Annotated in this window: 24 protein-coding genes; 10 read left to right on the top strand and 14 right to left on the bottom strand. The window is 68.5% G+C overall.

All coding sequences use genetic code 11. The annotated features are described in order from the left end of the window. Nucleotides 1-20 precede the first annotated feature (20 nt). Complete coding sequence (gene trpS / locus H0B43_RS05550) at nucleotides 21-1,055, top strand: tryptophan--tRNA ligase (RefSeq protein ID WP_185728947.1); 1,035 nt, start codon at nucleotides 21-23, stop codon at nucleotides 1,053-1,055. Between the two features lie 4 nt (nucleotides 1,056-1,059). After that, the gene (gene yhjD / locus H0B43_RS05545; protein WP_185728948.1) at nucleotides 1,060-2,082 is read left to right on the top strand and encodes an inner membrane protein YhjD; all 1,023 of its coding nucleotides are present in this window, start codon (nucleotides 1,060-1,062) and stop codon (nucleotides 2,080-2,082) included. A 14-nt stretch (nucleotides 2,083-2,096) separates the two neighbouring features. On the opposite strand, the gene H0B43_RS05540 is transcribed toward yhjD, so the two are convergent. The 6 genes from H0B43_RS05540 to sdhC all read right to left on the bottom strand — a co-directional run bounded on the left by H0B43_RS05540 (nucleotide 2,097) and on the right by sdhC (nucleotide 8,040). Beyond that, nucleotides 2,097-3,377 carry a D-alanyl-D-alanine carboxypeptidase family protein gene (locus tag H0B43_RS05540; protein ID WP_185728949.1) on the bottom strand — a complete coding sequence of 427 codons (1,281 nt, stop codon included), beginning with the start codon at nucleotides 3,375-3,377 and terminating at the stop codon, nucleotides 2,097-2,099. Nucleotides 3,378-3,494: 117 nt separating this feature from the next. Further along, nucleotides 3,495-4,490: a malate dehydrogenase gene (locus H0B43_RS05535; protein ID WP_185728950.1), complete on the bottom strand. Its 996-nt coding sequence runs from the start codon at nucleotides 4,488-4,490 to the stop codon at nucleotides 3,495-3,497. A gap of 154 nt (nucleotides 4,491-4,644) precedes the next feature. After that, nucleotides 4,645-5,424 carry a succinate dehydrogenase iron-sulfur subunit gene (locus tag H0B43_RS05530; protein ID WP_005256985.1) on the bottom strand — a complete coding sequence of 260 codons (780 nt, stop codon included), beginning with the start codon at nucleotides 5,422-5,424 and terminating at the stop codon, nucleotides 4,645-4,647. Beyond that, on the bottom strand, nucleotides 5,424-7,175 hold the full coding sequence (gene sdhA / locus H0B43_RS05525) for a succinate dehydrogenase flavoprotein subunit (RefSeq protein WP_185728951.1): 1,752 nt from the start codon (nucleotides 7,173-7,175) through the stop codon (nucleotides 5,424-5,426). The genes H0B43_RS05530 and sdhA overlap by 1 nt, the downstream gene beginning before the upstream one ends. Before the next feature lie 15 nt (nucleotides 7,176-7,190). Further along, nucleotides 7,191-7,634 (bottom strand): succinate dehydrogenase hydrophobic membrane anchor subunit, encoded by a 444-nt coding sequence (locus H0B43_RS05520; RefSeq protein ID WP_185728952.1) that lies wholly within the window; start codon nucleotides 7,632-7,634, stop codon nucleotides 7,191-7,193. Between the two features lies 1 nt (nucleotide 7,635). Then, the gene (gene sdhC, locus H0B43_RS05515; protein WP_005239889.1) at nucleotides 7,636-8,040 is read right to left on the bottom strand and encodes a succinate dehydrogenase, cytochrome b556 subunit; all 405 of its coding nucleotides are present in this window, start codon (nucleotides 8,038-8,040) and stop codon (nucleotides 7,636-7,638) included. A gap of 255 nt (nucleotides 8,041-8,295) precedes the next feature. On the opposite strand from sdhC, the gene H0B43_RS05510 reads away from it, so the two are divergent. Genes H0B43_RS05510 through H0B43_RS05500 form a run of 3 tightly spaced genes read left to right on the top strand, consistent with a single transcriptional unit; the run spans nucleotide 8,296 to nucleotide 11,083 of the window. Next, nucleotides 8,296-8,700 carry a cytidine deaminase gene (locus H0B43_RS05510; RefSeq protein WP_185728953.1) on the top strand — a complete coding sequence of 135 codons (405 nt, stop codon included), beginning with the start codon at nucleotides 8,296-8,298 and terminating at the stop codon, nucleotides 8,698-8,700. Further along, nucleotides 8,693-9,988, top strand: coding sequence for a thymidine phosphorylase (locus H0B43_RS05505; RefSeq protein WP_185728954.1), 1,296 nt, complete (start codon nucleotides 8,693-8,695; stop codon nucleotides 9,986-9,988). The genes H0B43_RS05510 and H0B43_RS05505 overlap by 8 nt, the downstream gene beginning before the upstream one ends. Nucleotides 9,989-9,997: 9 nt before the next feature. Continuing rightward, nucleotides 9,998-11,083: an adenosine deaminase gene (locus H0B43_RS05500; protein WP_185728955.1), complete on the top strand. Its 1,086-nt coding sequence runs from the start codon at nucleotides 9,998-10,000 to the stop codon at nucleotides 11,081-11,083. 19 nt (nucleotides 11,084-11,102) lie between these two features. Here H0B43_RS05500 and H0B43_RS05495 read toward each other — a convergent pair whose 3' ends face one another. Further along, nucleotides 11,103-12,356, bottom strand: coding sequence for a primosomal protein (locus H0B43_RS05495; RefSeq protein ID WP_185728956.1), 1,254 nt, complete (start codon nucleotides 12,354-12,356; stop codon nucleotides 11,103-11,105). A 407-nt stretch (nucleotides 12,357-12,763) separates the two neighbouring features. After that, nucleotides 12,764-13,510 (bottom strand): hypothetical protein, encoded by a 747-nt coding sequence (locus H0B43_RS41320; RefSeq protein WP_252189858.1) that lies wholly within the window; start codon nucleotides 13,508-13,510, stop codon nucleotides 12,764-12,766. A 46-nt stretch (nucleotides 13,511-13,556) separates the two neighbouring features. Between H0B43_RS41320 and H0B43_RS41315 the strand changes: the two genes are divergently transcribed. Beyond that, complete coding sequence (locus tag H0B43_RS41315; RefSeq protein ID WP_312033914.1) at nucleotides 13,557-13,835, top strand: M23 family metallopeptidase; 279 nt, start codon at nucleotides 13,557-13,559, stop codon at nucleotides 13,833-13,835. A 3-nt stretch (nucleotides 13,836-13,838) separates the two neighbouring features. Here the strand turns inward: H0B43_RS41315 and H0B43_RS05485 are convergent, their stop codons facing one another. The 4 genes from H0B43_RS05485 to H0B43_RS05470 are packed head-to-tail and all read right to left on the bottom strand — an operon-like array spanning nucleotide 13,839 to nucleotide 16,010. After that, nucleotides 13,839-14,144, bottom strand: a complete 306-nt coding sequence (locus H0B43_RS05485) for a YbaB/EbfC family nucleoid-associated protein (RefSeq protein ID WP_185728957.1) — start codon at nucleotides 14,142-14,144, stop codon at nucleotides 13,839-13,841. Further along, entirely contained in the window at nucleotides 14,141-14,485 is a 345-nt protein-coding gene (locus tag H0B43_RS05480; RefSeq protein ID WP_185728958.1) for a hypothetical protein, read from the bottom strand. The genes H0B43_RS05485 and H0B43_RS05480 overlap by 4 nt, the downstream gene beginning before the upstream one ends. 8 nt (nucleotides 14,486-14,493) lie before the next feature. Further along, nucleotides 14,494-15,684, bottom strand: a complete 1,191-nt coding sequence (locus tag H0B43_RS05475; RefSeq protein ID WP_185728959.1) for a C40 family peptidase — start codon at nucleotides 15,682-15,684, stop codon at nucleotides 14,494-14,496. Nucleotides 15,685-15,686: 2 nt separating this feature from the next. Then, nucleotides 15,687-16,010, bottom strand: a complete 324-nt coding sequence (locus H0B43_RS05470) for a type VII secretion target (protein WP_185728960.1) — start codon at nucleotides 16,008-16,010, stop codon at nucleotides 15,687-15,689. Nucleotides 16,011-16,143: 133 nt separating this feature from the next. Between H0B43_RS05470 and upp the strand changes: the two genes are divergently transcribed. Beyond that, nucleotides 16,144-16,767 carry a uracil phosphoribosyltransferase gene (upp, locus tag H0B43_RS05465; RefSeq protein ID WP_185728961.1) on the top strand — a complete coding sequence of 208 codons (624 nt, stop codon included), beginning with the start codon at nucleotides 16,144-16,146 and terminating at the stop codon, nucleotides 16,765-16,767. Between the two features lie 10 nt (nucleotides 16,768-16,777). Here upp and H0B43_RS05460 read toward each other — a convergent pair whose 3' ends face one another. Together H0B43_RS05460 and H0B43_RS05455 are read right to left on the bottom strand one after the other, a co-directional pair. Further along, nucleotides 16,778-18,367 (bottom strand): phospho-sugar mutase, encoded by a 1,590-nt coding sequence (locus H0B43_RS05460; RefSeq protein WP_185728962.1) that lies wholly within the window; start codon nucleotides 18,365-18,367, stop codon nucleotides 16,778-16,780. Then, complete coding sequence (locus tag H0B43_RS05455) at nucleotides 18,364-19,146, bottom strand: purine-nucleoside phosphorylase (protein WP_185728963.1); 783 nt, start codon at nucleotides 19,144-19,146, stop codon at nucleotides 18,364-18,366. The genes H0B43_RS05460 and H0B43_RS05455 overlap by 4 nt, the downstream gene beginning before the upstream one ends. A 20-nt stretch (nucleotides 19,147-19,166) precedes the next feature. Here H0B43_RS05455 and H0B43_RS05450 point away from each other — a divergent pair, with 20 nt between their 5' ends. Genes H0B43_RS05450 through H0B43_RS05440 form a run of 3 tightly spaced genes read left to right on the top strand, consistent with a single transcriptional unit; the run spans nucleotide 19,167 to nucleotide 22,186 of the window. Continuing rightward, on the top strand, nucleotides 19,167-19,865 hold the full coding sequence (locus H0B43_RS05450) for an enoyl-CoA hydratase/isomerase family protein (RefSeq protein WP_185728964.1): 699 nt from the start codon (nucleotides 19,167-19,169) through the stop codon (nucleotides 19,863-19,865). 12 nt (nucleotides 19,866-19,877) lie between these two features. Then, entirely contained in the window at nucleotides 19,878-21,038 is a 1,161-nt protein-coding gene (locus tag H0B43_RS05445; RefSeq protein WP_185728965.1) for a M20 family metallopeptidase, read from the top strand. Then, a complete protein-coding gene (locus tag H0B43_RS05440; protein WP_185728966.1) occupies nucleotides 21,035-22,186 on the top strand; it encodes a M20 family metallopeptidase in 1,152 nt (383 codons plus the stop codon). The genes H0B43_RS05445 and H0B43_RS05440 overlap by 4 nt, the downstream gene beginning before the upstream one ends. The last annotated feature ends 11 nt before the right edge of the window (nucleotides 22,187-22,197 follow it).

Raw genomic sequence — 22,197 nt, 5'->3', positions numbered from 1 at the left:
ACGTGAAAAGATCAGTACTCATGTCGACCCCTGCAGCTCAGAAACCCACCGCGAAACCGCGGGTGCTCTCCGGCATCCAGCCCACCGCCGACTCGTTCCACCTCGGCAACTTCCTGGGTGCGCTGCAGCAGTGGGTGCCGCTGCAGGACGACTTCGACGCGTTCTACTTCATCCCCGACCTCCACGCGATCACGGTGGCGCAGGACCCGAAGGAGCTGCGCCGCCGCACGAAGATCGCGGTGGCGCAGTTGCTGGCGCTCGGGATCGACCCCGACCGCGCCACCCTGTTCGTCCAGAGCCAGGTTCCCGAGCACGCGCAGCTCGCATGGGTTCTCAACTGCATCACCGGTTTCGGCGAAGCCAGCCGGATGACGCAGTTCAAGGACAAGTCGGCGAAGCAGGGCAGTGAGAACGCGAGCGTCGGGCTGTTCACGTATCCGGTGCTGATGGCCGCCGACATCCTGCTCTACCGCCCGCAGCGGGTCCCCGTCGGCGAGGACCAGCGTCAGCACCTCGAACTGGCCCGCGACCTCGCGCAGCGGTTCAACACACGGTTCGGGAAGGCGTTCGTCATTCCCGAGGCGCAGATCATCAAGGGCACCGCCAAGATCTACGACCTGCAGGATCCGACGTCGAAGATGAGCAAGTCCGGTCCCAGCCCGGCCGGCTTGATCAATCTCCTCGACGACCCCAAGGCGTCGGCGAAGAAGATCAAGTCCGCGGTCACCGACAACGAGCGGGAGATCCGGTACGACCCGCAGGCCAAGCCCGGGGTGAGCAACCTGCTCACCATCCAGTCGGCGTTGTCCGGCATCCCCGTCGACACATTGGTCGCCGGGTACGAGGGCAAGGGCTACGGCGATCTGAAAACCGATACCGCCGACGTTCTCGCCGAATTCGTGACACCGTTGAAAGCGAAAGTGGAGGGGTACCTCTCGGACGAGGCCGAGCTCGACCGGATCATCGCTGCCGGCGCCCACCGCGCCCGTGAAGTGTCTTCGCAGACGCTGGCGGCCGTGTACGAGAAGGTAGGGTTCCTGACACCGAAGGGATAGCACTGTGGCTGACGAACCGAGTTTTCTCGACAGGCAGCGGGCAGCGCGCCCCTGGTTCGACCATCTGATGCGGGCCGCCCAGCGGTACCAGCAGCAGAAGGGCGACTACTACGCGGCGGGTATCACGTATTTCAGTGTGCTCGCACTGATTCCGATCCTGATGGTGGCGTTCGCCATCGCCGGTTTCGTGCTCGCCGGGCAGCCGGAGTTGCTGCAGGAACTGCAGGACGGCATCACGAAGAACGTGCCCGGAAGTCTCGGTGACACGCTCAACACCATCATCGATTCGGCGATCGCGTCCCGCGCCAGCGTGGGTGTGCTGGGTCTGCTCGGCGCCGCCTACGCCGGCCTGGGGTGGATGGCCAACCTGCGCGACGCGCTCACGGCGATGTGGGAAAGTCAGCGCGAATCGAAGGGATTCGTGCGCACCAAGCTCGGCGACGCGGGCGCCCTGCTCGGGCTGGGCCTGGCGATGATCGTCTCGATCGGATCGTCCGCGCTGAGCAGCGGTCCGGTGGCCCGCACGGTGGTCGAGGTGCTCAACCTCGACGAGGTGACCGGCGTCGACGCCGGACTGCGCGCACTGTCGACCCTGCTGTCGCTGGTCGCGACGTGGGCGGTGTTCGCCTGGGTGATCGCCCGACTGCCCCGGGAGCCCGTGACGTTCCGCAGTGCGATCAAAGCGGCCCTGCTCGCGGCCGTGGTGTTCGAGATCTTCAAGCAGGTCGGGGCCATCTACCTCACGGCCGTGACCGCGGGTCCGGCGGGCGTGGCGTTCGGCCCGATCATCGGTCTGCTCGTGTTCATCTACCTGACGTCCCGGATGCTGCTCTTCTGCACGGCGTGGGCCGCGACCACCACGGCCAGCATGGAGCTCGCGTTCGTGCCGCCGCCGGATCCGGCCGTCATCACCCCGCGGGTCGAGGTCCACGAGGGGCCGGGGGTGCGTGGGGGCATCGCGTTGGTCGGAGTCGGTGCCCTCGCCGCGCTCGGGTTGTCCGGATTGTTCACCCGCAACAAGCACTGATTGATCCGGGCCCGTCAGCGCCGCCGCGACAGCCGGCGTGCGCAGAGCACGAGCACGAGAACGACGGCCGCCCCGACGATTCCGATGCCCGCCCGCAGAACCAACGTGTTGTCGGGATGGTCGGAACCGGACGCGACGACGGAGGTCGTTACGGCGGCCGAATCCTGTTGCGGCGGTGCGGCAAGCATCGCGTCGGGGCTGTCCTCGGCCGGGTGCAGGTCTTCCAGCGAACCCACCCCTGCGTCGCGGTCGAGGGCGAAACCGTAGTCCAGCAGGCGGGCCGCCTGTTCCCACGTCCGGAGCGGCTGGGCTTCGGCTCCCATCAGCGTCACCATCAGGCGGCGACCGTCGTGATCGGCGCCGCCGACGTACGTGTGGCGGGCGTCGTCGGTGTATCCGGTCTTGCCGCCCAATGCGCCCGGGTAGTTGTAGAGCAGCTGGTTGTCGTTGGCGAGCGCGAACGGGGGCCGGTCCTGATCGTCCGGGATCGCGGGGTCCTTGGGGAATCCCGGGAACTGGACCGTTTCCGTGGAGATCAGTTCCGCGAACGTCGGGTTCTTCATCGCAGTGTGGAAGATGAGCGCGAGGTCGAACGGCGAGCTGCTCATGCCGGGACCGTCGAGTCCCGACGGGGTAGCGGTTCTCGTGTCGTGGGCACCGAGCGTGTCGGCGAGGTGGTTCATCTTCTCGACGGTCGCCGCGTCGCCGCCGAGTTGCCGGGCGAGGAGGTGGGCCGCGTCGTTGCCGGACGCCATGACCAATCCCTGCATCAGCTGACGGTTCGTGTACTGACCGTTCTTGCCGATCCCGACCGCACTGCCCTCGACGGCGGCGTCCTCGGCGGTGGCAGTGACGGTCTTGTCGAGATCCAGCTCGTCGAGCGCGACGAGAGCGAGCAGCATCTTGATGGTGCTCGCCGGCCGGTACCGGCCGTGCGGGTCCTTCGCGGCGAGCACCTCGCCGCTGTCGATGTCGGCCAGCACCCAGCCGGAGGCCACGATGTCGGCGGGCAACGCCGGCGCGCCGTCGGGCAGGCTCACTCCGCATTCGGCGAGCCGCGGTCCGCCCACCGGCTCGTCGGGCACCGACACGGCGGTCGGCGCCGGATCACCCGGCTGCGGCACCTCCGACAGGTCGACGGCCGGGGCCGGGGCCGACCGGTGCGGGCAGTCGTCGGTGTTCGGGGTGGTGAACGGCACCGAGGTAGGGGAGGCGGGGACCGCCGGCGGAATCGCCCCTGCAGCGCTCACTGAGAGTCCGGCCAGTAGGGTTCCGGACACGACCGCGGTACACACTCGACGCCACATCATCGGAAATGCAGCGTATGCGATGAGCGGGCCGGTTCCGAAACCGGACGCGTGTCGACACGTATTCGTGACGTCTCCGCACCGTTGCGGGCGGAATGGCCTGGGTCAGATGAAACCCATGCCCCGGACGGCATCGCGTTCGGATTCGAGTTCCGCCACCGACGCGTCGATCCGCTTCCGCGAGAAGTCGTCGATCTCCAGCCCCTCCACTATCTGCCAGGCCCCGTCGACCGAGCGAACCGGGAACGAGCTGACGAGTCCCGCCGGCACCCCGTAGGCCCCGGTGGAGGGTAGGGCAACCGACGTCCAGTCGTCCTCGGGGGTACCGAGCACCCAGTCGTGCACGTGGTCGATCGCGGCATTGGCGGCGGACGCCGCGGACGATGCACCGCGAGCCTCGATGATCGCGCTGCCCCGGTTCGCGACCGTGGGAATGAAGTCGCCGGTGAGCCACTCGCGGTCGGCGGCGAGCTCGGCGCCGGACCGGCTCCCGACCCTCGCATGGAAGATGTCGGGGTACTGGGTACTCGAGTGATTGCCCCAGATCGCGACGCGGCTGATGTCCTTCACCGCGGCGCCGGAGTGCCTCGCCAGCTGGGCGATCGCGCGGTTGTGGTCGAGCCGGGTCAGCGCCGTGAACCGGTCCGCGGGCACGTCGGGTGCGTTGTTCGCGGCCACGAGCGCGTTGGTGTTGGCCGGGTTGCCCACGACCAGTACCCGGACTCCGTCGGCCGCAACCTGATTGATCGCGCGGCCCTGCACGGTGAAGATCTGCCCGTTCGCCGCGAGCAGGTCGCCGCGCTCCATGCCCTTGGAGCGGGGACGCGATCCGATGAGGAGCGCCACGTCGGTGCCGTCGAAGCCCTGCTTCGGGTCGTCGTGGACCTCGACGTCGCACAACAGCGGGAACGCACTGTCTTCGAGCTCCATCGCGGTGCCCTCGGCTGCACCGACGGCGGACGGAATCTCCAAGAGCCGCAATCGAATCGGGGTGTCGGGGCCGAGTATCGCGCCTGCGGCGATCCGGAAGAGCGTCGCGTAGCCGATGCTGCCGGCCGCTCCGGTGACCGTGACCACCGCGGGAGAAGGCGACTGCGCCATGTGAACCTCACTGTCCGTCGGGAGCATCTGTTCTCGACACTAGCGCGGAGATCCCACGGTGGAGCCGCTCGGACAGTGAGCTCGAGCACGACGCAGAGCGCCCCCGACCGGATGTGGTCGGGGGCGCTCTGGAACGTGCTCGGCAGACCTGGGGTCAGCGTGCGAAGAGCAGCGCGCGCTTGACTTCCTGGATCGCCTTCGTCACCTGGATGCCCCGGGGGCACGCGTCGGTGCAGTTGAACGTGGTCCGGCAACGCCAGACACCGTCCTTGTCGTTGAGGATGTCGAGACGCTCCGACGCACCCTCGTCACGGCTGTCGAAGATGAAGCGGTGAGCGTTGACGATGGCGGCGGGACCGAAGTAGCTGCCGTCACTCCAGTACACCGGGCACGACGTGGTGCAGCAGGCACACAGGATGCACTTGGTGGTGTCGTCGAAACGTGCCCGGTCGTGCTGCGACTGGATGCGCTCGCGGGTGGGCTCGTTGCCGGTGGTGATGAGGAACGGCTTCACGGCGCGGAACGCGTCGAAGAAGGGCTCCATGTCGACGACGAGGTCCTTCTCCACCGGCAGGCCCTTGATGGGCTCGACGGTGATCGTGACCGGCTTGCCGTCCTTGGGCAGCATGTCCTTCATGAGGAGCTTGCAGGCCAGGCGGTTGACGCCGTTGATCCGCATCGCGTCCGAACCGCACACGCCGTGGGCGCAGCTGCGGCGGAACGTGAGCGTGCCGTCGAGGTAGCCCTTCACGTACAGGAGCAGGTTCAGCATGCGGTCGGTCGGCAGCGCCGGCACCTGGAAGCTGTCCCAGTGCTGGCCCTCGCCGGACTCCGGGTTCATCCGCGCGATCTTGAGGGTGACCATGACGGCACCCTCGGGAACGGGCGGAAGATCCGACTTGTTCTCACTCTTGTCGACTGCAGGTGCGCTCATCAGTACTTACGCTCCATCGGCTCGTAACGGGTCTGGACTACCGGCTTGTAGTCGAGACGGATGTCGGAGAGCAGGCCGTCGCCCTCCTTGTATGCCATCGTGTGCTTCATGTACTCGGCGTCGTTGCGGTCCGGGAAGTCCTCGCGGGCGTGGCCGCCACGCGATTCCTTGCGGTTCAGTGCACCGACGACGGTGACCTCCGCCATTTCGAGGAGGAAGCCGAGCTCGACGGCCTCGAGCAGATCGCTGTTGTAACGCTTGCCCTTGTCCTGCACCGTGATGTGGTTGTAGCGCTCCTTGAGGGCGCGCACGTCCTTGAGTGCCTGGGTGAGGCGCTCTTCGGTACGGAACACCGAGGCGTTGTTGTCCATCGACTGCTGCAGTTCGCTGCGGATGTCCGCGACACGCTCGTGGCCGTGGTCCGAGAGGATGGTGGCCATCCACTCGTCGACCATCTTCTCGGGCGTCTCGGGCAGGTCGACGAACTCGCTGTTGTTGGCGTGCTCGGCGGCGGCGATGCCGGCGCGGCGTCCGAACACGTTGATGTCGAGTAGCGAGTTGGTGCCGAGGCGGTTGGCGCCGTGGACGGAGACGCAGGCGCATTCGCCGGCGGCGTACAGGCCCTGGACGATCTCGTCGTTGTTGCGCAGCACCTCACCGTTGATCCTGGTGGGGATGCCGCCCATGACGTAGTGGCAGGTGGGGTACACCGGCACGGGTTCCTTGACGGGGTCGACGCCGAGGTAGGTTCGGGAGAACTCCATGATGTCGGGGAGCTTCTCGTCGAGGACTTCCTCGGGGATGTGGGTCACGTCGATGTAGACGTAATCCTTGTTCGGTCCCGCGCCGCGGCCCTCGAGCACCTCGAGCACCATCGACCGCGCGACGATGTCACGGGGCGCGAGGTCCTTGATGGTGGGGGCGTAGCGCTCCATGAACCGTTCGCCGTCGGCGTTGCGAAGGATGCCGCCCTCACCGCGCACGGCCTCGGAGATGAGGATGCCGAGACCGGCCAGGCCCGTCGGATGGAACTGGTGGAACTCCATGTCCTCCAGCGGAAGGCCCTTGCGGAAGATGATGCCCATGCCGTCACCGGTGAGGGTGTGCGCGTTGGACGTCGTCTTGTACATGCGTCCCGAGCCGCCGGTGGCGAACACGATGGACTTCGCGTGGAAGACGTGGATCTCGCCGGTGGCCAGCTCGTAGGCGATGACGCCGGTGGCGACGGGGCCGTTCTCGGTCTCGGTGATCGCGATGTCGAGAGCGTAGAACTCGTTGAAGAACTCCACGTCGTGCTTGACGCAGTTCTGGTACAGCGTCTGCAGGATCATGTGACCGGTGCGGTCCGCGGCATAACATGCGCGGCGCACGGGGGCCTTACCGTGATCGCGGGTGTGACCACCGAAACGACGCTGGTCGATCTTGCCCTCGGGCGTGCGGTTGAACGGCAGACCCATCTTCTCGAGGTCGAGCACCGCGTCGATGGCCTCCTTGGCCATGATCTCGACGGCGTCCTGGTCGGCGAGGTAGTCGCCGCCCTTGACCGTGTCGAAGGTGTGCCACTCCCAGTTGTCTTCCTCCACGTTCGCCAGCGCGGCGCACATGCCGCCCTGGGCCGCGCCGGTGTGGCTGCGGGTGGGGTAGAGCTTGGTCAGTACCGCGGTGCGGGCGCGGGGACCGGCCTCGATCGCTGCGCGCATGCCGGCGCCGCCGGCACCGACGATGACCACGTCATAACGGTGTTCCTGCATGAAGTCTGTGCTCCCCTAGCTCGCCGAGATATTGGGGTCGAAGGTGAAGATGACGTACGTGCCCAGGCCCATGATCAGGATCATCGAGAGAACGAGGATCGTGGTCAGCCAGAAGCGCGTGGAGTCCTTGCGGGAGTAGTCCGCGATGACCGTGCGGAGTCCGTTACCGCCGTGCAGCTGGGCAAGCCACAGCATGGTGAGGTCCCAGAACTGCCAGAACGGGCTGGACCAGCGGCCCGCGACGAACGCGAAGTTGATGCGGTGCACGCCGTCGTCGAGCATCAGCATGATGAAGAGGTGGCCGAGCACGAGGAAGATCAGTGCGAGTCCGGAGAACCGCATGAACAGCCAGGCGTACAGCTCGAAGTTGTTCTTCGCGCTGCGGCGCGGTGAGCGCGGGTTGTCCAGGCTGGCGGGACGATCATAGGTCTTGCCGAGACTCTTGGCTTCTGTCGTCATGTCAGTGCCCCGCAAACATGTTGTAGAAGATGCGGCCGGCGCCCGGGATCATCACCAGGAACCAGATCGCGAGGATTACCCAGAGCATCAGGCGCTGGTACTGCGGTCCCTTGGACCAGAAGTCCACCAGCATCACCCGGACGCCGTTCAGTGCGTGGTACAGCACCGCGGCGACGAGAGCGAGCTCCATGAGCCCGACGATCGGGTTCTTGTAGGTCTCGATGACACTGTCGTACGTGTCGGGATTCACACGCACCAGCGCGGTATCCAGCACGTGCACGAATAGGAAGAAGAACGTCATTACGCCTGTGATCCGGTGCAATACCCAGGACCACATTCCGGGGTCGCCCCGGTAAAGCGACCGTGTGCGCTCCTTGGCCGGAGCGGCTTCAGTCGTAGTACTCATCGAGTGCTGTGCCTCCAACGTCATTGGTGGACGTGTCGAGTCTGCGCAGCGTTGCGGACATACCACAACTGGGGACCCGACGTGATCCTGAACCGACTTCTCTGAACTCTAAACCCAACGGAAACGGGGGAACTAATTCGAGTCGGGGTTCGTACCGCCCCCGCAATCGAAGTTAGGTTTGCCTCTCCAATACGGATCGAGCTGTCCCGGGCGATTCTCTGCATCCATTCAGCCGACATGATTGGATGGGGAACCATGGGCGAGATCGAGTGGAAACTGTTGCGCGCCAACGCGCGTGAGGTGATGGAGCGGGCCTATGCGCCCTACTCCGGGTTCCCGGTGGGCGCGGCCGCGCTCGTCGACGATGGACGAATCGTCGTCGGATGCAATGTGGAAAATGTCTCATACGGTCTGGGGCTCTGCGCCGAGTGTGTACTGGTCGGTAACTTGTTTGCGGGCGGCGGAGGCCGATTAATCGCCTTCACCTGCTGTGACGCGAGGGGCGACATACTCATGCCGTGCGGACGCTGCCGGCAGATTCTCTTCGAGCACGGCGGTCCCGGACTGCTCGTCGACCACCGGGCCGGCGCGCGACCACTGGAACAGCTGCTGCCGGACGCTTTCGGTCCGGAGGAGAAGGGGAGAATCAGCCATGCATGACGCCTCGTCGATCATCGCCGCCAAACGCGACGGCAGGGAACTGTCCGGGGCAGAGATCGACTGGGTGGTGGAGGCATTCACCCGGGGTGTCGTGGCCGACGAGCAGATGTCGGCGCTGGCCATGGCGATCTTCTTCCGCGGAATGACGCGCGAGGAGGTGAGCCGCTGGACCACGGCGATGATCTCGTCCGGTCGTCGCCTCGACTTCACCCATCTGGGCAGGCCCACCGTGGACAAACACTCGACCGGTGGTGTCGGCGACAAGATCACGCTGCCGCTCGCCCCGCTGGTCGCCGCGTGTGGTGCCGCCGTGCCGCAGCTGTCGGGACGCGGGCTCGGGCACACCGGCGGAACGCTCGACAAGCTCGAGTCGATCCCCGGGTGGCGCGCCGACCTCGACACCGCCGAGATGGCCGAGATCCTGTCCGACCCCGCCGTCGGAGCGGTCGTCTGCGCCGCCGGGGCAGACCTGGCACCGGCGGACCGGCGGTTGTACGCGCTGCGCGACGTCACCGGGACGGTCGAGTCGATCCCCCTGATCGCCAGCTCGATCATGAGCAAGAAGATCGCCGAAGGCACCGGCGCGCTCGTGCTCGACGTGAAGGTGGGGTCGGGTGCGTTCATGAAGAAACTCGACGACGCGCGCGAACTCGCGCAGACGATGGTCGACCTCGGGAGCGACGCCGGAGTGCGGACGATGGCGGTGCTCACGGCGATGGACGCACCGCTCGGTCACACCGCGGGCAACGCCCTCGAAGTGCGGGAATCGCTGGAGGTGCTGGCCGGGGGCGGCCCGTCCGACGTCGTGGAGCTGACGCTCGAACTCGCGCGAGAAATGTTGAAGGCGGCCGGAATCGACGGTGTCGACCCAGCGGACAAGCTGCGCGACGGGTCGGCCATGGATCGCTGGCGGAAGATGATCTCCGCCCAGGGCGGGGATCCCGGCGCCCCGCTGCCGACCGCCCGGCACACCGAGGTGCTGCTCTCCGAGTCGGATGGCGTGGTGTGCGGACTCGATGCCATGGCGGTCGGACTCGCCGCCTGGCGGCTCGGCGCGGGCCGTGCCAGGCAGGGCGAACCGGTGCAGGCGGGGGCGGGCATCGAACTGCATGCGAAGCCGGGGGAGACCGTGTCGGTGGGAACCCCGCTCGTCACGCTGCACACCGACACGCCCGAACGGTTCGCCGCCGCGAAAGCCGCACTTTCCGAAGCCTGGACGGTGGTCGCCGACGCGCCGCCGGTCATCGCGCCGCTCGTCATCGAGCGGATCGAGGATCCGTCACGCTAACGTCGACGCATGACCGCACTGGATCTGTCGGCCCTGCGCCGAGCGCCGAAGGTGTTGCTGCACGACCATCTCGACGGAGGCCTCCGGCCCGAGACGGTTCTCGAACTGGCCCGCGACTGCGGCTACGACGCGCTGCCCGCCGACACGGCGCCCGCGCTCGCCACGTGGTTCCGGGAGGCCGCCGACAGCGGTTCGCTCGAGCGATACCTCGAGACGTTCGCGCACACGGTCGCCGTCATGCAGACGCCGGTCGGGCTCGAACGGGTGGCCCGCGAATGCGCCGAGGATCTCGCCGACGACGGTGTGGTCTACGCCGAGGTCCGTTTCGCGCCCGAGCAGCACCTCGAGGAGGGGCTGACGCTGGACGAGGTGGTGGAACAGGTGCTGCTCGGATTCGAGGCGGGGGAGTCCGCGGCGGAGGTGCGCGGTCAGAACATCCGGGTCGGGGTTCTGCTCACGGCGATGCGGCACGCGGCGCGGTCCCGGGAGATCGCGGAACTGGCGATCCGGTTCCGGGACCGCGGCGTCGTCGGGTTCGACATCGCCGGCGCCGAGGCCGGCAATCCGCCCAGCCGCCACCTCGACGCTTTCGAGTACATGCGGGGCAGCAACGCGCATTTCACGATTCACGCGGGTGAAGCGTTCGGTCTGCCGTCCATTCACGAGGCCATCGCGTTCTGCGGCACCGACCGCCTCGGTCACGGGGTCCGGATCACCGACGACATCACCATCGGCCCCGACGGCGTCCCGGTCCTCGGCAAGCTGGCGAACTATGTGCGGGACAAGAGGATTCCTCTCGAACTGTGTCCCAGTTCCAATGTCCAGACCGGGGCGGTGGACGCACTCGAGAACCATCCGTTCGACCTGCTCGCCCGGTTGCGGTTCCGGGTCACCGTCAACACCGACAACCGGCTGATGAGCGACACGAGCATGAGCCGGGAGATGCTCCGGCTCGTCGAGACGTTCGGTTACGGCTGGACGGACCTCGAGCGGTACACCATCAACGCGATGAAGTCGGCCTTCATCCCGTTCGATCAGCGGCTGCAGTTGATCGACGAGGTGATCAAGCCGGGATTCGCGGTGCTGGTGGGCTGAGCGCCCCGAGGGCGGGTGCTCAGACCTTCCGCAGGCGGGCCTCGAATTCCCGCTCGAGTGTCCGCCACGCCGTGGCCTCGGCATCGAAGGGTGCGCTCGGCGCCATCCGCGTCGGGTCCGGGTTGAGGACGAACGAGACGTACCAGCCCAGTGGCTCGGACGAGGCGAGTGCGGTTTCCACCGAATCGTCATCGGCGAAGTCGGCTGCGTCGGTAAATAATTCGACCGCAAGGTCCAGCTGGTCCGCGTCGACGGCCTCGGGGCCGGCGGCCAGGTCGTCGGCAAGACCGGGCAGGACGTACACGTTCTCGTCGGTGACCTCGACCTCGAGCGACCCGTCGACGGCCGCCACCTGGATCTCCTCGTATGTACTGACCTGCGCGAGGGCGTGCTCGTGGTTGTCGGCGAGGTACCGGGCCAGTGCGCGCTCGGACGTGAAGACGAAGATCGCGCCGTCGCGGCCGAGGAAGATCGCGTCGTCGTCCAGGTAGCAGCGGAGGGTGAAGTACGTCTCGCCGGACGTGATGATCTTGACGGGGTCTACTCCCACCGCACCCCAGAACGTGTCGTCCTCTTCCTCCTCCTCTTCCTCCGCGGTCCCCAGATCGAGTGCGACGAACTCTTCGTCTTCCTCGGCCTCCTCGGCGACGTCGTCCACGTCGACGGTGTTCTCGTCGGCCGCGACCAGCTCGGCCTCGGCCACGGCTACCGCCTCGGCGTCCACCTCGGGGGTGGCCACGATGTTGTCGACGGCGTCGAGGACGTCATCCCAGCCCTTCGCGATGGCCGCGCCGATCTGAGCCCACAGTTCCTCGCCCTCGCGTCCCTCGAATGCGCTGGCGCCGGCGGGGAGCGCGCCCAGGATGGGGTTCGCGTTGAAGAACTTGGTGACCACGTCCAGTTCGCAGACCTCACCGATGTTGCGCACCATGTTGAGCGTGTCTTCGAGCTCGCTCACGACGAGAGCGTCGGGGTCGCTCGCGGCGAGCTCCGGCACACCGATCAGATCGAAGCAGAAGTTCTCGTCGGGTTCGAGCTCGGCAGCGGAGAGCCCGGACACCACACCCCAGGCGGGGTGCTCGACGAGATCGTTGTCGGTGTTCGTACGGATGAAGGCGGCCAGTTCGGCCACCGATTCGAATCCGTACAGGTCTTCCTCGTGACCCAGGAATGCTTCCCACTCGTCGTCGCCCTCACGCCACCGTGGTGCCCACAGTGTCACGAGGTCTCCGTCGGTGAGACCGAGTTCGATCGGGACGATATCTCCAGCCATGGCGCGAAGCCTATCGACCCCGCGGCCAAAGTTATACCCGGGCCGTGTGCTGACCGTTTCCGGCGCCCGCCACCGTGGTGCCGCGGCGGGTGCGACGTCGACGGCTAATCGGTCCCGACGTCACGTGCCGCCGCCCTACCATGACGTTCAGTGTGCGTCGAGTCGTTCGAGGAGGCTGCATGTTCCGGATCGGCGATGTAACTCGAAGGTCCCGACGGCGGCGGTCGTTCGTCTCCTCGATCGCAGTGCTGGGGATGTGCGCGGCGACGGTCGCGTGCGGCACGTCGGACGCCTCCGGGTCGGGTTCGCCGAACTGGGGGACCGAATGGTCCGGTGCCGACCGGCTGCCGTCGACCGCTCAGCTCGACGGGCCCTCACCCGTGGCGCTGTCGATCCCGTTCGCGCCGTCACCCGTCGCCGCGACGGACGACCGCAACCATCTGACGTTCGAGGTCCATGTCACGAACACCGCGGCCGTTCCACTGCTCGTGCAGCGGGTCGTGATCGACGTGCCGCATCGAGCGGACAGCGCCCTCGCGACCTACGACGGCGACGCGGTGGCCGCGAACATGAACCGCGTGGGTGACAACGCGACCCCCACCGACCGCCTGCAGCCGGCTCAGCTCGGGATCTTCTTCGTCGATGTCGCGATGGACGATGCCACACCCATTCCGGACGGAGTGCAGGCCACCGTCTCCGTCCGTGCGCTGGAGACCCCGCCGCCGGAGCAGCCGATTCCCGGCCTCGCCGGGATGGTCGACGAATCCGGGGGTCCCGTGCCTGCCACCCTCGACACGTCGGTGTCCGTCCCGCTCTTCGACGGGACGGTCCCGGTGATAGGCCCGCCGCTCCGAGGGGACGGGTGGGCGGCGATGGAAGGCTGCTGCGCCGACAACACCCATCATCGCCGCGGCGTCTGGTCGGTCGACGGACGCCTGCTGAACTTCGAGAGGTATGCGATCGACTTCCTGGGAGTCGACCGGGAAGGGTTCGCCTACCGGGGCGACAACACCAAGGAGAACTACGTCGGCTACCGCGCCGACGTCCTCGCGGTGGCCGACGCGGAGGTCGTCTCGGTTCTCGACGGACAGGAGGAGAACGTGATCGGCGAACCGCAGCCCGAGCGCAACCTCACCGAGGCGACCGGAAATCACGTCGTGCTCGACGTCGGAAACGGTGTACGCGTTCTACGGTCACTTCGTGCCCGGCAGCATCTCGGTGCGGGAGGGCGATCACGTCGCGAAGGGTGCGGTGATCGGCAAACTCGGCAACAGCGGTCAGTCCACGGCGCCGCACCTGCACTTCCACCTGATGGACAACACGAATCCGGCCCTGGCCGAGAGTGTCCCGTTCGAGTTCGACGCGTTCGACCTGGCAGGACACGCGACCCTGGACGACGTCACGTATCTGCCTGCCCCGGAACCCCGCACCGACGAGATGCCGCTCAGTCAGACGGTCGTCGACTTCGCCGGGGAGTGACGGTCAGACCTTCCCGAACCCGTCCTGCAGCGCGGTCATGACCCGCGTGCGCTGTTCGGTGGCGAGCCGGGCGGCTTCCTGTGTGGTGCTCGTGATCATGGTCGCGAGAGCGCGGGCGTCGAGCGCCGAGATGGAATCGTCCATCCAGAGGCCGGTCAACGTCCCGTTCCCGTCGACTTCGGCGGTGACCTGATCGGACTCGCTCGACGCCCGCGCCGTGATCGCCCGCAGTCCGGCGAGGGCCTCCTCGAGCAGCGTCACCTGTTCGGTGGCCCGCCCGACGATCGCATCCATGTCGTGTTCGCTCACAGTGGTCGCATCCAACTCGTCGGGGTGGGTTCTTCCTCGTCCTCGATCGCCTGCGCGGCGGCGACGTCGGCGCGCGTGGGCAGACCGAGCTTGTCGAGGATCTCGGGGGGCATGCCGTCGCGGGCGAGTTCGTCGCGTCGCCGCGCCCCGGCCTCCCTCGCCGAGCGCCGGCAGAGTGTCAGGATCTCGTCCGCGAGCCGCTGGCCGCCGTAGCGGAGTTCGCGCGGATCGATGCGGAGTTCGAGCGGCAGACCCTGCTCGGTGGTCCGGACCGAGACGGTGCCGGAGCGGTTGCTGACTGCGGCCGTCGTGCCCGCGGGTGGTGGGGTGGGGGGAAACATGATTCCTGTCATTCGGTCGGTCGGTAGAAGCCGTAGAAGCCCATGCCGCTGTTGCTGGTGCGAATCGGGCCGACCTGCACGGGATCGCCGGCCTCGACGAGCTGACCGTTACCGATCACCATTGCGACGTGACCGTCCCAGACGGCGAGATCGCCGGGCATGAGGTCGCCGGGGTCGACGGCGGTGCCGACGTTCTGTTCCTGTGCCAGCCGGGGAAGACCCACGCCCGCTTCGCCGTACGCCCACTGCGTCAGACCGCTGCAGTCGAGGCCCTCGCCCGGCGACGTCCCACCCCAGACGTACGGGACACCCTGCTGCGACAGCGCGTTGCGCACCGCATCGGCCGCTTCCTTGTTGGGCGCGACGGCGGTGCTGCCGTCGGGCAGGACCACCTCGACGCCCTCGCCGCCGTGGGCGGGGTCCGAGGTGGACGACGCGTGGCCGGCGCCTCCGGACCTGCCGGTGAGGGAATCGGTCCGGGACCCGCCCGCCGCGCGCCTGCCCGGTGAGTGCGCGGCCGGGGCGGAGATGCTCGTGAGTCCCGACATCGGCGACGTCCCCGACGAACTCGCGAACCCGGACGCCGCGCGGCTCACCGCGTCGGAGCCTGCAGGTGTGACGGGCGCCGCGGAGGCGGGCGCCGTGCTCGCCGCGGTCGTGCTCGCGGGTGCGATGGCGGCAGGTGCGGACGGGACGTCTTCGGCCGGTGTGAGCGCCACCATCCTGCCGGTCTGCTCGGCGAGTTCGGCCCGCACCGTCGCGACCACGGCGGTGGCCCGGCCGAGGTGGTCGAGTGCGGCCGCGACGATCATCGCCTGACCGGGCGGGGTGGCCAGGGCCGGTCCGGTCGCGACCGCGAGGGAGACGAACGATTGCAGGATCTCCTCGAGTTGCGCCATTCCGGCGCGGACGATCTCGGAAGCCACGGCGACGACGTCGGCCATGTCGTTGCCGCGGTCGGAGACCGCGACCGTCGCGCGCTGTGCTTCCTCGGTCTTCACGATCGCACCGGTGCCGCTCTTGCCCTGCCAGTCGCCGTAGATCGAGCTGATGCCGGTGCGGCCGGTGTCGTGCACGGCGTCGATCGCGACCGAGGAGGCGCGGAGAGCGTCGGCGGGACCACCGGCGGGGAGGACGCCGCTGCCGAATGCGCCGAGCAGGTCGAGGATCGGACGGGTGAGGAGATCGAGGGGGATCACGGTCAGGCCTCCAGCCCGACGGCGCCCGCGGCGAGCGCTGCCGTCGTGGCGACCTCGGTGCCCTCGTACGCGGCGGCGTTCGAGAGGGCGGTGGCGCTGATCGCGCCGAGCACGCCCGACAATTTCTCGATGGACGCCAGGTGTGCGGCGTGCGCCGTGGCGAAGGCCGCGACGAAGTCGCCACCGATCACCCCGAAGACCGGGCCGAGCAGCAGAGGGCCCGCGGCGGCTGCGCCGAGGCCTGCCACCTGCATCTCCGCCGCCATGGTCCCTGCCGTGGCCGCGAACTCGGCGATACTGGCGGTATCCGCCCTCAAGTCGTTCATCGTCATCCCCCCAGTCGGATTTGATACCGGTCACCCTATTGGACGCGCGTGAGACGGATTCGGTTCCACCCCCCGATCCGCCGAGAATCGCTCTCTTGCGAAATCTCGCCCGCCGCCCCCTTATTCTTCGAGCATGAACACGCACGTCGTCGACCACCCGCTCGCAGCCGCCCTCCTGACAACGATGCGCGATGCGCGCAGCGACAATGCCACATTTCGCGCCGCCCTGCGACGGCTGACGCACATGCTGGTGTACGAGGCGACGCGCGAGGCTCCGGTCGAGACGTTCGACGTGGTCACTCCCATCGCGACGACCGGCGGGGTGCGGCTGAGCCGTCCGCCGCTCCTCGTCCCCGTCCTGCGCGCGGGACTGGGCATGGTCGAGCAGGCCAGTAGCCTGATTCCGCAGGCGCGAGTCGGTTTCGTCGGCATGGCCCGAGACGAAGATACGCATCTGCCGGTCCCGTATCTGGAGTCGCTGCCCGCCGATCTGTCCGGCATGCCGGTGTTCGTCCTCGACCCGATGCTGGCGACCGGTGGTTCGATGGTGCACACGATCGACCTGCTCGTCGCCCGAGGCGCCACCGACGTCACGGCGGTCTGCGTGGTCGCGGCGCCCGAAGGTGTTGCGGCGCTGTCGGAGTCGGGCCATCCGGTGCGACTCGTGACGGCGGCGGTCGACGAGGGACTCAACGACGATGCGTTCATCGTGCCGGGTCTCGGCGACGCCGGAGACCGGCAGTTCGGGCCACGCTGACACCGGTCGGCTAGAGGGCTTCGGCGAACTCCCGCAACAGGTTCAACCGGGTCGCCGCCGCCGCGCGGGCCGCGGGTAGCGCCGATCGGTCCGGCGCCGGGACCACCACCTCGAGGTAGCACTTGAGCTTGGGTTCGGTTCCCGAGGGACGCACGACCATCCGTACGGTCGGCCCGGCGAGGACGACGGCGTCGGTTCGGGACTGCCCGCGCAGGTCCGCGAGGTCGGTGGCCTCGACGGGTTCGCCCGCCAGTTCGGCGGGCAGGTCCGACCGCAGGCGCCGCATCATCGCGGTGATGTCCGCGAGGTCGGTGACGCGCCGCGACACCTGGTCGCCGGCATGCACTCCGAACTCGACGGCGTAGTCGTCCAGCCGGTCCAGCAGTGTCGATCCCTCCGCCCGCAGGGTCGCGGCGAGGTCGGCGGTCACCACCGCCGCGGAGATGCCGTCCTTGTCGCGCACCGACTCAGGGTCGACGCAGTGTCCGATCGCCTCCTCGTACGCGTAGACGAGACCCTCGCCGGCACGGACGAGCCACTTGAAACCGGTGAGCGTGCGGGCGAAGCGGGCACCACGCGCGGCGGCCAGTTTTTCGAGCAGAGCGGACGAGACGATGGTCGTCGCGACGAGCGAACCCGCCGCGGCGGAGGCGAGGACGTGGTCGCCGAGCAGGACCCCGGTCTCGTCGCCGCGAAGCATCCGCCAGCCGTCCGGCCCGCGCACGCCCACCGCGCACCGGTCGGCGTCGGGGTCGAGGGCCAGCGCGACGTCGGCGCCGACCTTCTCGGCGAGCGCCAGGACGGCGTCCGAGGCGCCCGGCTCCTCGGGGTTGGGGAACTCGACGGTCGGGAAGTCGGGGTCGGGGGCGAATTGTGCGGTGACGGTGTGGACGTCGGTGAATCCGGCCGATGTCAGTGCGGCGACCGCGGTCTCGCCGCCGACGCCGTGCATCGCGGTGAGCGCGATGCGCAGGGTGCGCGACCGTCCGGCGGGCAGGGACGCGACCCGGTCGACGTAGAGGTCGACGAGGTCGTCGGACGCCGGTGGAACCGGAAGGCGGGGCACCAGATTCGCCGGTCCGACGCGCGTGATCGACGCCTCGATCTCCCGGTCGGACGGCGAGATCAGCTGGGCGCCGCCGTCCAGGTACACCTTGTACCCGTTGTCGGCGGCGGGATTGTGGGAGGCGGTGATCTGGATCCCGGCGGCGGCGCGGAGGTGGCGCACCGCGAACGCGACGACCGGCGTCGGCAGGGGGCGGGGGAGCAGGACGACCGAGAACCCGGCGCCCGCCAGCACTTCGGCGGCGGCGTGCGCGAACGCCTCGGATCCGTGCCGCGCGTCACGCCCGACCACGACGGTGGATCCGCCCAGGCAGCGGTCCTTCAGCCACGCGCTCAGCCCGGCGGTCGTGCGGATGACGACGGCGAGGTTCATGCCGTTCGGGCCTGCCCGCACCGGTCCGCGCAGTCCCGCGGTGCCGAACGTCAGCGGCGTGGCGAAGCGGTCGGCGAGTTCGCCGGAGGACAGGGCCGCCAGTTCCGCCCGGGTCCGGGGGTCGGGATCGGCGTCGATCCACTCCGCGATCGGATCGGTCACAAGCGTTCCACCAGTTCTCGCAGGAGCCCGCCCATGCGGTCGGCCGACGCCCGGCCCGCGGCGAGGACCTCCTCGTGATTCAGGTGTTCCCCGGTGATGCCGGCGGCGAGGTTCGTCACCATCGAGATCCCGAGGACGCGGGCGCCCAGTGCGCGCGCGGCGATGGTCTCGTGGACTGTGGACATGCCGACGAGATCCGCGCCCATCGTGCGCAGCATCCGGATCTCGGCCGGAGTCTCGTAGTGCGGTCCCGGCAGACCGGCGTAGACGCCCTCGACCAGTGATTCGTCGATGTCGCGGGCGAGGGCACGCAGTTCAGGGTCGTAGGCGTCGACGAGGTCCACGAATTCCGCGCCCACGAGCGGCGACCGCGCCGTGAGATTGAGGTGGTCGCTGATGAGAACCGGCTGTCCGACGCCGAAGTCCTCGCGAATTCCGCCGGCGGCGTTCGTCAGGATGACGGTCGTGGCCCCGGCCGCGATCGCGGTGCGCACCGGATGGACGACGGATGAGAGGGGATGGCCCTCGTAGGCGTGGGTGCGGCCGAGCAGGACGAGGATCCGCTTGCCTCCCACCTCCACGGATCGGACCGTTCCGGCATGGCCCGCGGCCGACGGGGGAGTGAACCCCGGTAGATCGGCCATCGGCACCGTGCAGAGCGATTCGCCGAACCGGTCGGCGGCGGCGTTCCACCCGGATCCGAGGACGACGGCAATCGAGTGTTCGGCGCAGTTCGTGTGCGCGGCGAGCGCGGCGGCCGCGGCGTCTGGCGTTCCCATGAGGCGATAGTCTTCCACCCATGCCCTATCTCGATCGCGACGGTGACGTATTCATCCTGTACCTCGGCAACGAGGGCGAGACGGACAACGAGAACCGCTTCCATCCGGACTGGATCGACGCCACCCACGCCGCGCTGGACGAGGTGGAAGCTTCCGAGGGGCCCGCGGCGCTGGTGACGACCGCGACGGGCAAGTACTTCACGAATGGCCTGGACACGACCTGGATCTTCGCGAACACCGACAAATTGCCGGACTATCTCGACCGCGTGCACACGATCTACAGCCGCCTCCTCGCGTTCCCGATGGCCACCGTCGCCGCGGTGCAGGGGCACGGTTTCGGTGCCGGCGCGATGCTCGCGTCGTCGCACGACTTCCGGGTCATGCGCGCCGACCGCGGGTTCTACTGCCTGCCCGAGGTGTCGCTGAACATGCCCTTCACCGTGGGAATGTCGGCGCTCCTGAACTCGCGCCTGCCCAGGCAGACCGCGGTCGAGGCGATGACGACGGGCCGCCGCTACGGCGGTCCCGACGCGCTGGCCGCAGGCATCGTCGACGAGATCGCGGACGGCGACGGCGTCCTCGCGGCGGCCGTGACGCGGGCCGCCGCGCTCACCGCCACCCGCGGGGACAACCTGGCCGGAATCAAGCGCGGCATCCATCACGAGGCCCTCGCCGCGCTCGCCACGGTGACGGACAAGAGCAACTTCAGCTTCGGGTGAGAGAATGAGCACGTGAATGCGGATGTCGAGGCGGCGGTCAGGTCAATCGAGACCGATCTGATAGCGCTGTCCCATTCGATCCACCGCGAACCCGAACTCGCGTTCGAGGAGTTCCGGAGCGTCGCGAAGATCACCGAACTGCTCAAACGCAGCGGGTTCGCCGTGCAGTCGGGGATCGCGGACCTGCCGACGGCGTTCGACGCGTCCTTCGGCAGCGGCGACCTCGTCATCGGCATCTGCGCCGAGTACGACGCCCTTCCGGAGATCGGCCACGCGTGCGGGCACAACATCATCGCGGCGTCGGCGGTCGGCGCCGGCGTCGCGCTCGCCACGGTGGCCGAGCGGCTCGGGATCACGGTGCGGGTCATCGGAACGCCTGCGGAGGAGAGTGGCGGCGGAAAGATCGTCATGCTCGAGCGGGGTGTCTTCGACGGTGTCGCGGCCGCGTTGATGGTCCATCCGGGTCCGATCGACATCACGGGGGCGACGTCGCTCGCGCTGGCCGACATCGCGGTCACGTTCAACGGCCGCGAGGCGCACGCGTCCGCCGCACCCGAGTTCGGTCGCAACGCCGCCGACGCCGCCACCGTCGCGCAGGTCGGCATCGGCTTGCTCCGCCAACACCTCTCGCCGGGCCAGCAGATCCACGGGATCGTCTCCGACGGCGGCACCGCACCCAACATCGTCCCTGCACGCGCCGAGATGCTCTACTACCTGCGCGCCGAGACGGGGTGGGCGCTGTCCGAACTGACGGCACGCGCGGAGGCGTGCTTCGCGGCCGGGGCCCTCGCCACCGGCTGCACCCACGAGATCCGCACGGTGTCGCCCACGTACACGGAACTCACGCCCGACCCCTGGCTGGTCGCGACGTACCGCGAGCAGATCGTCGACATGGGACGGACGCCGCTGCCGCTCGAGTGGGAGGGCGTCCGGCCGCTGGGCAGTACCGACATGGGCAACGTCACCAACGTCCTGCCTGGAATTCACCCCATCATCGGCCTCGACTCGGACGGGGCGGTGACGCATCAGCCCCGGTTCGCGGCGGCGTGCGTCACGGAGTCCGCCGACCGCGCCGTGGTCGACGGAGCGATTGCACTGGCTCGCACGGCAGTTCGCGCCGCTACGGACGACACACAGCGGGTGCGGCTGTTGGAAGGAGTTGATCGCCGGTGAACGCGGCAGTCGACAAATGGATTCTCGCTCACACCGACGAACTGTCCCAGTGGCGGCGGCACATCCACGCCAATCCCGAACTGGCGCGGCACGAGTACGCGACGACGGAATTCGTGGCGACACGGCTGGCGGCGGCCGGGCTGACACCCGAACTGCTACCCGGGGGAACCGGGCTCACCTGTGACCTCGGACCGTCGGACGGGCCCCGCATCGCCCTGCGTGCAGACATGGACGCCCTCCCGCTCCAGGAACTGACCGGCGCCACGTACTCGTCGACCGTCCCCGGTGTGTCGCACGCGTGCGGGCACGACGCCCACACCACCATCCTGCTCGGAACGGGGCTGGCGCTCAGCGAGATTCCGGACCTGCCGGTGGGTGTGCGGCTGATCTTCCAGCCCGCGGAGGAAGTCATGCCCGGCGGCGCGCTCGAGGTGGTCGCGGCCGGGAGGCTGGACGGTGTGTCGCGGATCTTCGCCCTGCACTGCGATCCGCGGCTGGCGGCCGGGCGGGTCGGCGTCCGGCTCGGTGCGATCACGTCCGCGGCCGACACGATCGAGGTGCTGCTCGACTCGCCGGGCGGGCACACGTCACGTCCGCATCTGACCACCGACCTCGTGTTCGCGCTGGGTACCGTCGTCACCGGGTTGCCGGGAATGCTGAGCCGCCGCATCGACCCGCGTACCGGCACCGTGATGGTGTGGGGCGCCGTCAGCGCCGGCCGGGCTCCCAATGCCATTCCGCAGACCGGCATGATGACCGGCACCGTGCGGACCGGCGATCACGAGACGTGGGAGATGCTCGAGCCGCTGGTCCGGGAGATCGTCCACGGGCTGCTCGCGCCCACCGGGGTCCGCTACCAGCTCAACTATCGCCGCGGCGTCCCCCCGGTCGTCAACGACGAGGTGTCGACCCGCATGTTCGAGGACGCCATCCGCACGGTCGGCCCGGACGCCCTCGCCGACACGCCGCAGTCCGGCGGCGGCGAGGACTTCTCCTGGTATCTCGAAGAGGTTCCCGGCGCGATGGCCCGGCTGGGCGTCTGGTCGGGCGTAGGCGAGCAACTCGACATCCACCAGCCCACGTTCGACCTGGACGAGCGGGCGCTGGGCGTGGGTGTGCGGGTGCTGTCGAGCCTGGTGCTGGGCTGAGGCCCCGCAGG

This window comes from Rhodococcus sp. 4CII (assembly GCF_014256275.1).
GTDB classification, from domain to species: domain Bacteria; phylum Actinomycetota; class Actinomycetes; order Mycobacteriales; family Mycobacteriaceae; genus Rhodococcus_F; species Rhodococcus_F wratislaviensis_A.
This window is presented reverse-complemented; position numbering and strand designations above follow the sequence as displayed.

Coding starts and splice junctions, on each gene's coding strand:
- trpS (WP_185728947.1), top strand. CDS start 21: ATGTCGACCCCTGCAGCTCAGAAACCCACCGCGAAACCGCGGGTGCTC.
- H0B43_RS05535 (WP_185728950.1), bottom strand. CDS start 4,490: ATGGCGCAGTCGCCTTCTCCCGCGGTGGTCACGGTCACCGGAGCGGCC.
- H0B43_RS05530 (WP_005256985.1), bottom strand. CDS start 5,424: ATGAGCGCACCTGCAGTCGACAAGAGTGAGAACAAGTCGGATCTTCCG.
- sdhA (WP_185728951.1), bottom strand. CDS start 7,175: ATGCAGGAACACCGTTATGACGTGGTCATCGTCGGTGCCGGCGGCGCC.
- H0B43_RS05520 (WP_185728952.1), bottom strand. CDS start 7,634: ATGACGACAGAAGCCAAGAGTCTCGGCAAGACCTATGATCGTCCCGCC.
- sdhC (WP_005239889.1), bottom strand. CDS start 8,040: ATGAGTACTACGACTGAAGCCGCTCCGGCCAAGGAGCGCACACGGTCG.
- H0B43_RS05510 (WP_185728953.1), top strand. CDS start 8,296: ATGGGCGAGATCGAGTGGAAACTGTTGCGCGCCAACGCGCGTGAGGTG.
- H0B43_RS05505 (WP_185728954.1), top strand. CDS start 8,693: ATGCATGACGCCTCGTCGATCATCGCCGCCAAACGCGACGGCAGGGAA.
- H0B43_RS05500 (WP_185728955.1), top strand. CDS start 9,998: ATGACCGCACTGGATCTGTCGGCCCTGCGCCGAGCGCCGAAGGTGTTG.
- H0B43_RS05495 (WP_185728956.1), bottom strand. CDS start 12,356: ATGGCTGGAGATATCGTCCCGATCGAACTCGGTCTCACCGACGGAGAC.
- H0B43_RS05480 (WP_185728958.1), bottom strand. CDS start 14,485: ATGTTTCCCCCCACCCCACCACCCGCGGGCACGACGGCCGCAGTCAGC.
- H0B43_RS05470 (WP_185728960.1), bottom strand. CDS start 16,010: ATGAACGACTTGAGGGCGGATACCGCCAGTATCGCCGAGTTCGCGGCC.
- upp (WP_185728961.1), top strand. CDS start 16,144: ATGAACACGCACGTCGTCGACCACCCGCTCGCAGCCGCCCTCCTGACA.
- H0B43_RS05455 (WP_185728963.1), bottom strand. CDS start 19,146: ATGGGAACGCCAGACGCCGCGGCCGCCGCGCTCGCCGCGCACACGAAC.
- H0B43_RS05450 (WP_185728964.1), top strand. CDS start 19,167: ATGCCCTATCTCGATCGCGACGGTGACGTATTCATCCTGTACCTCGGC.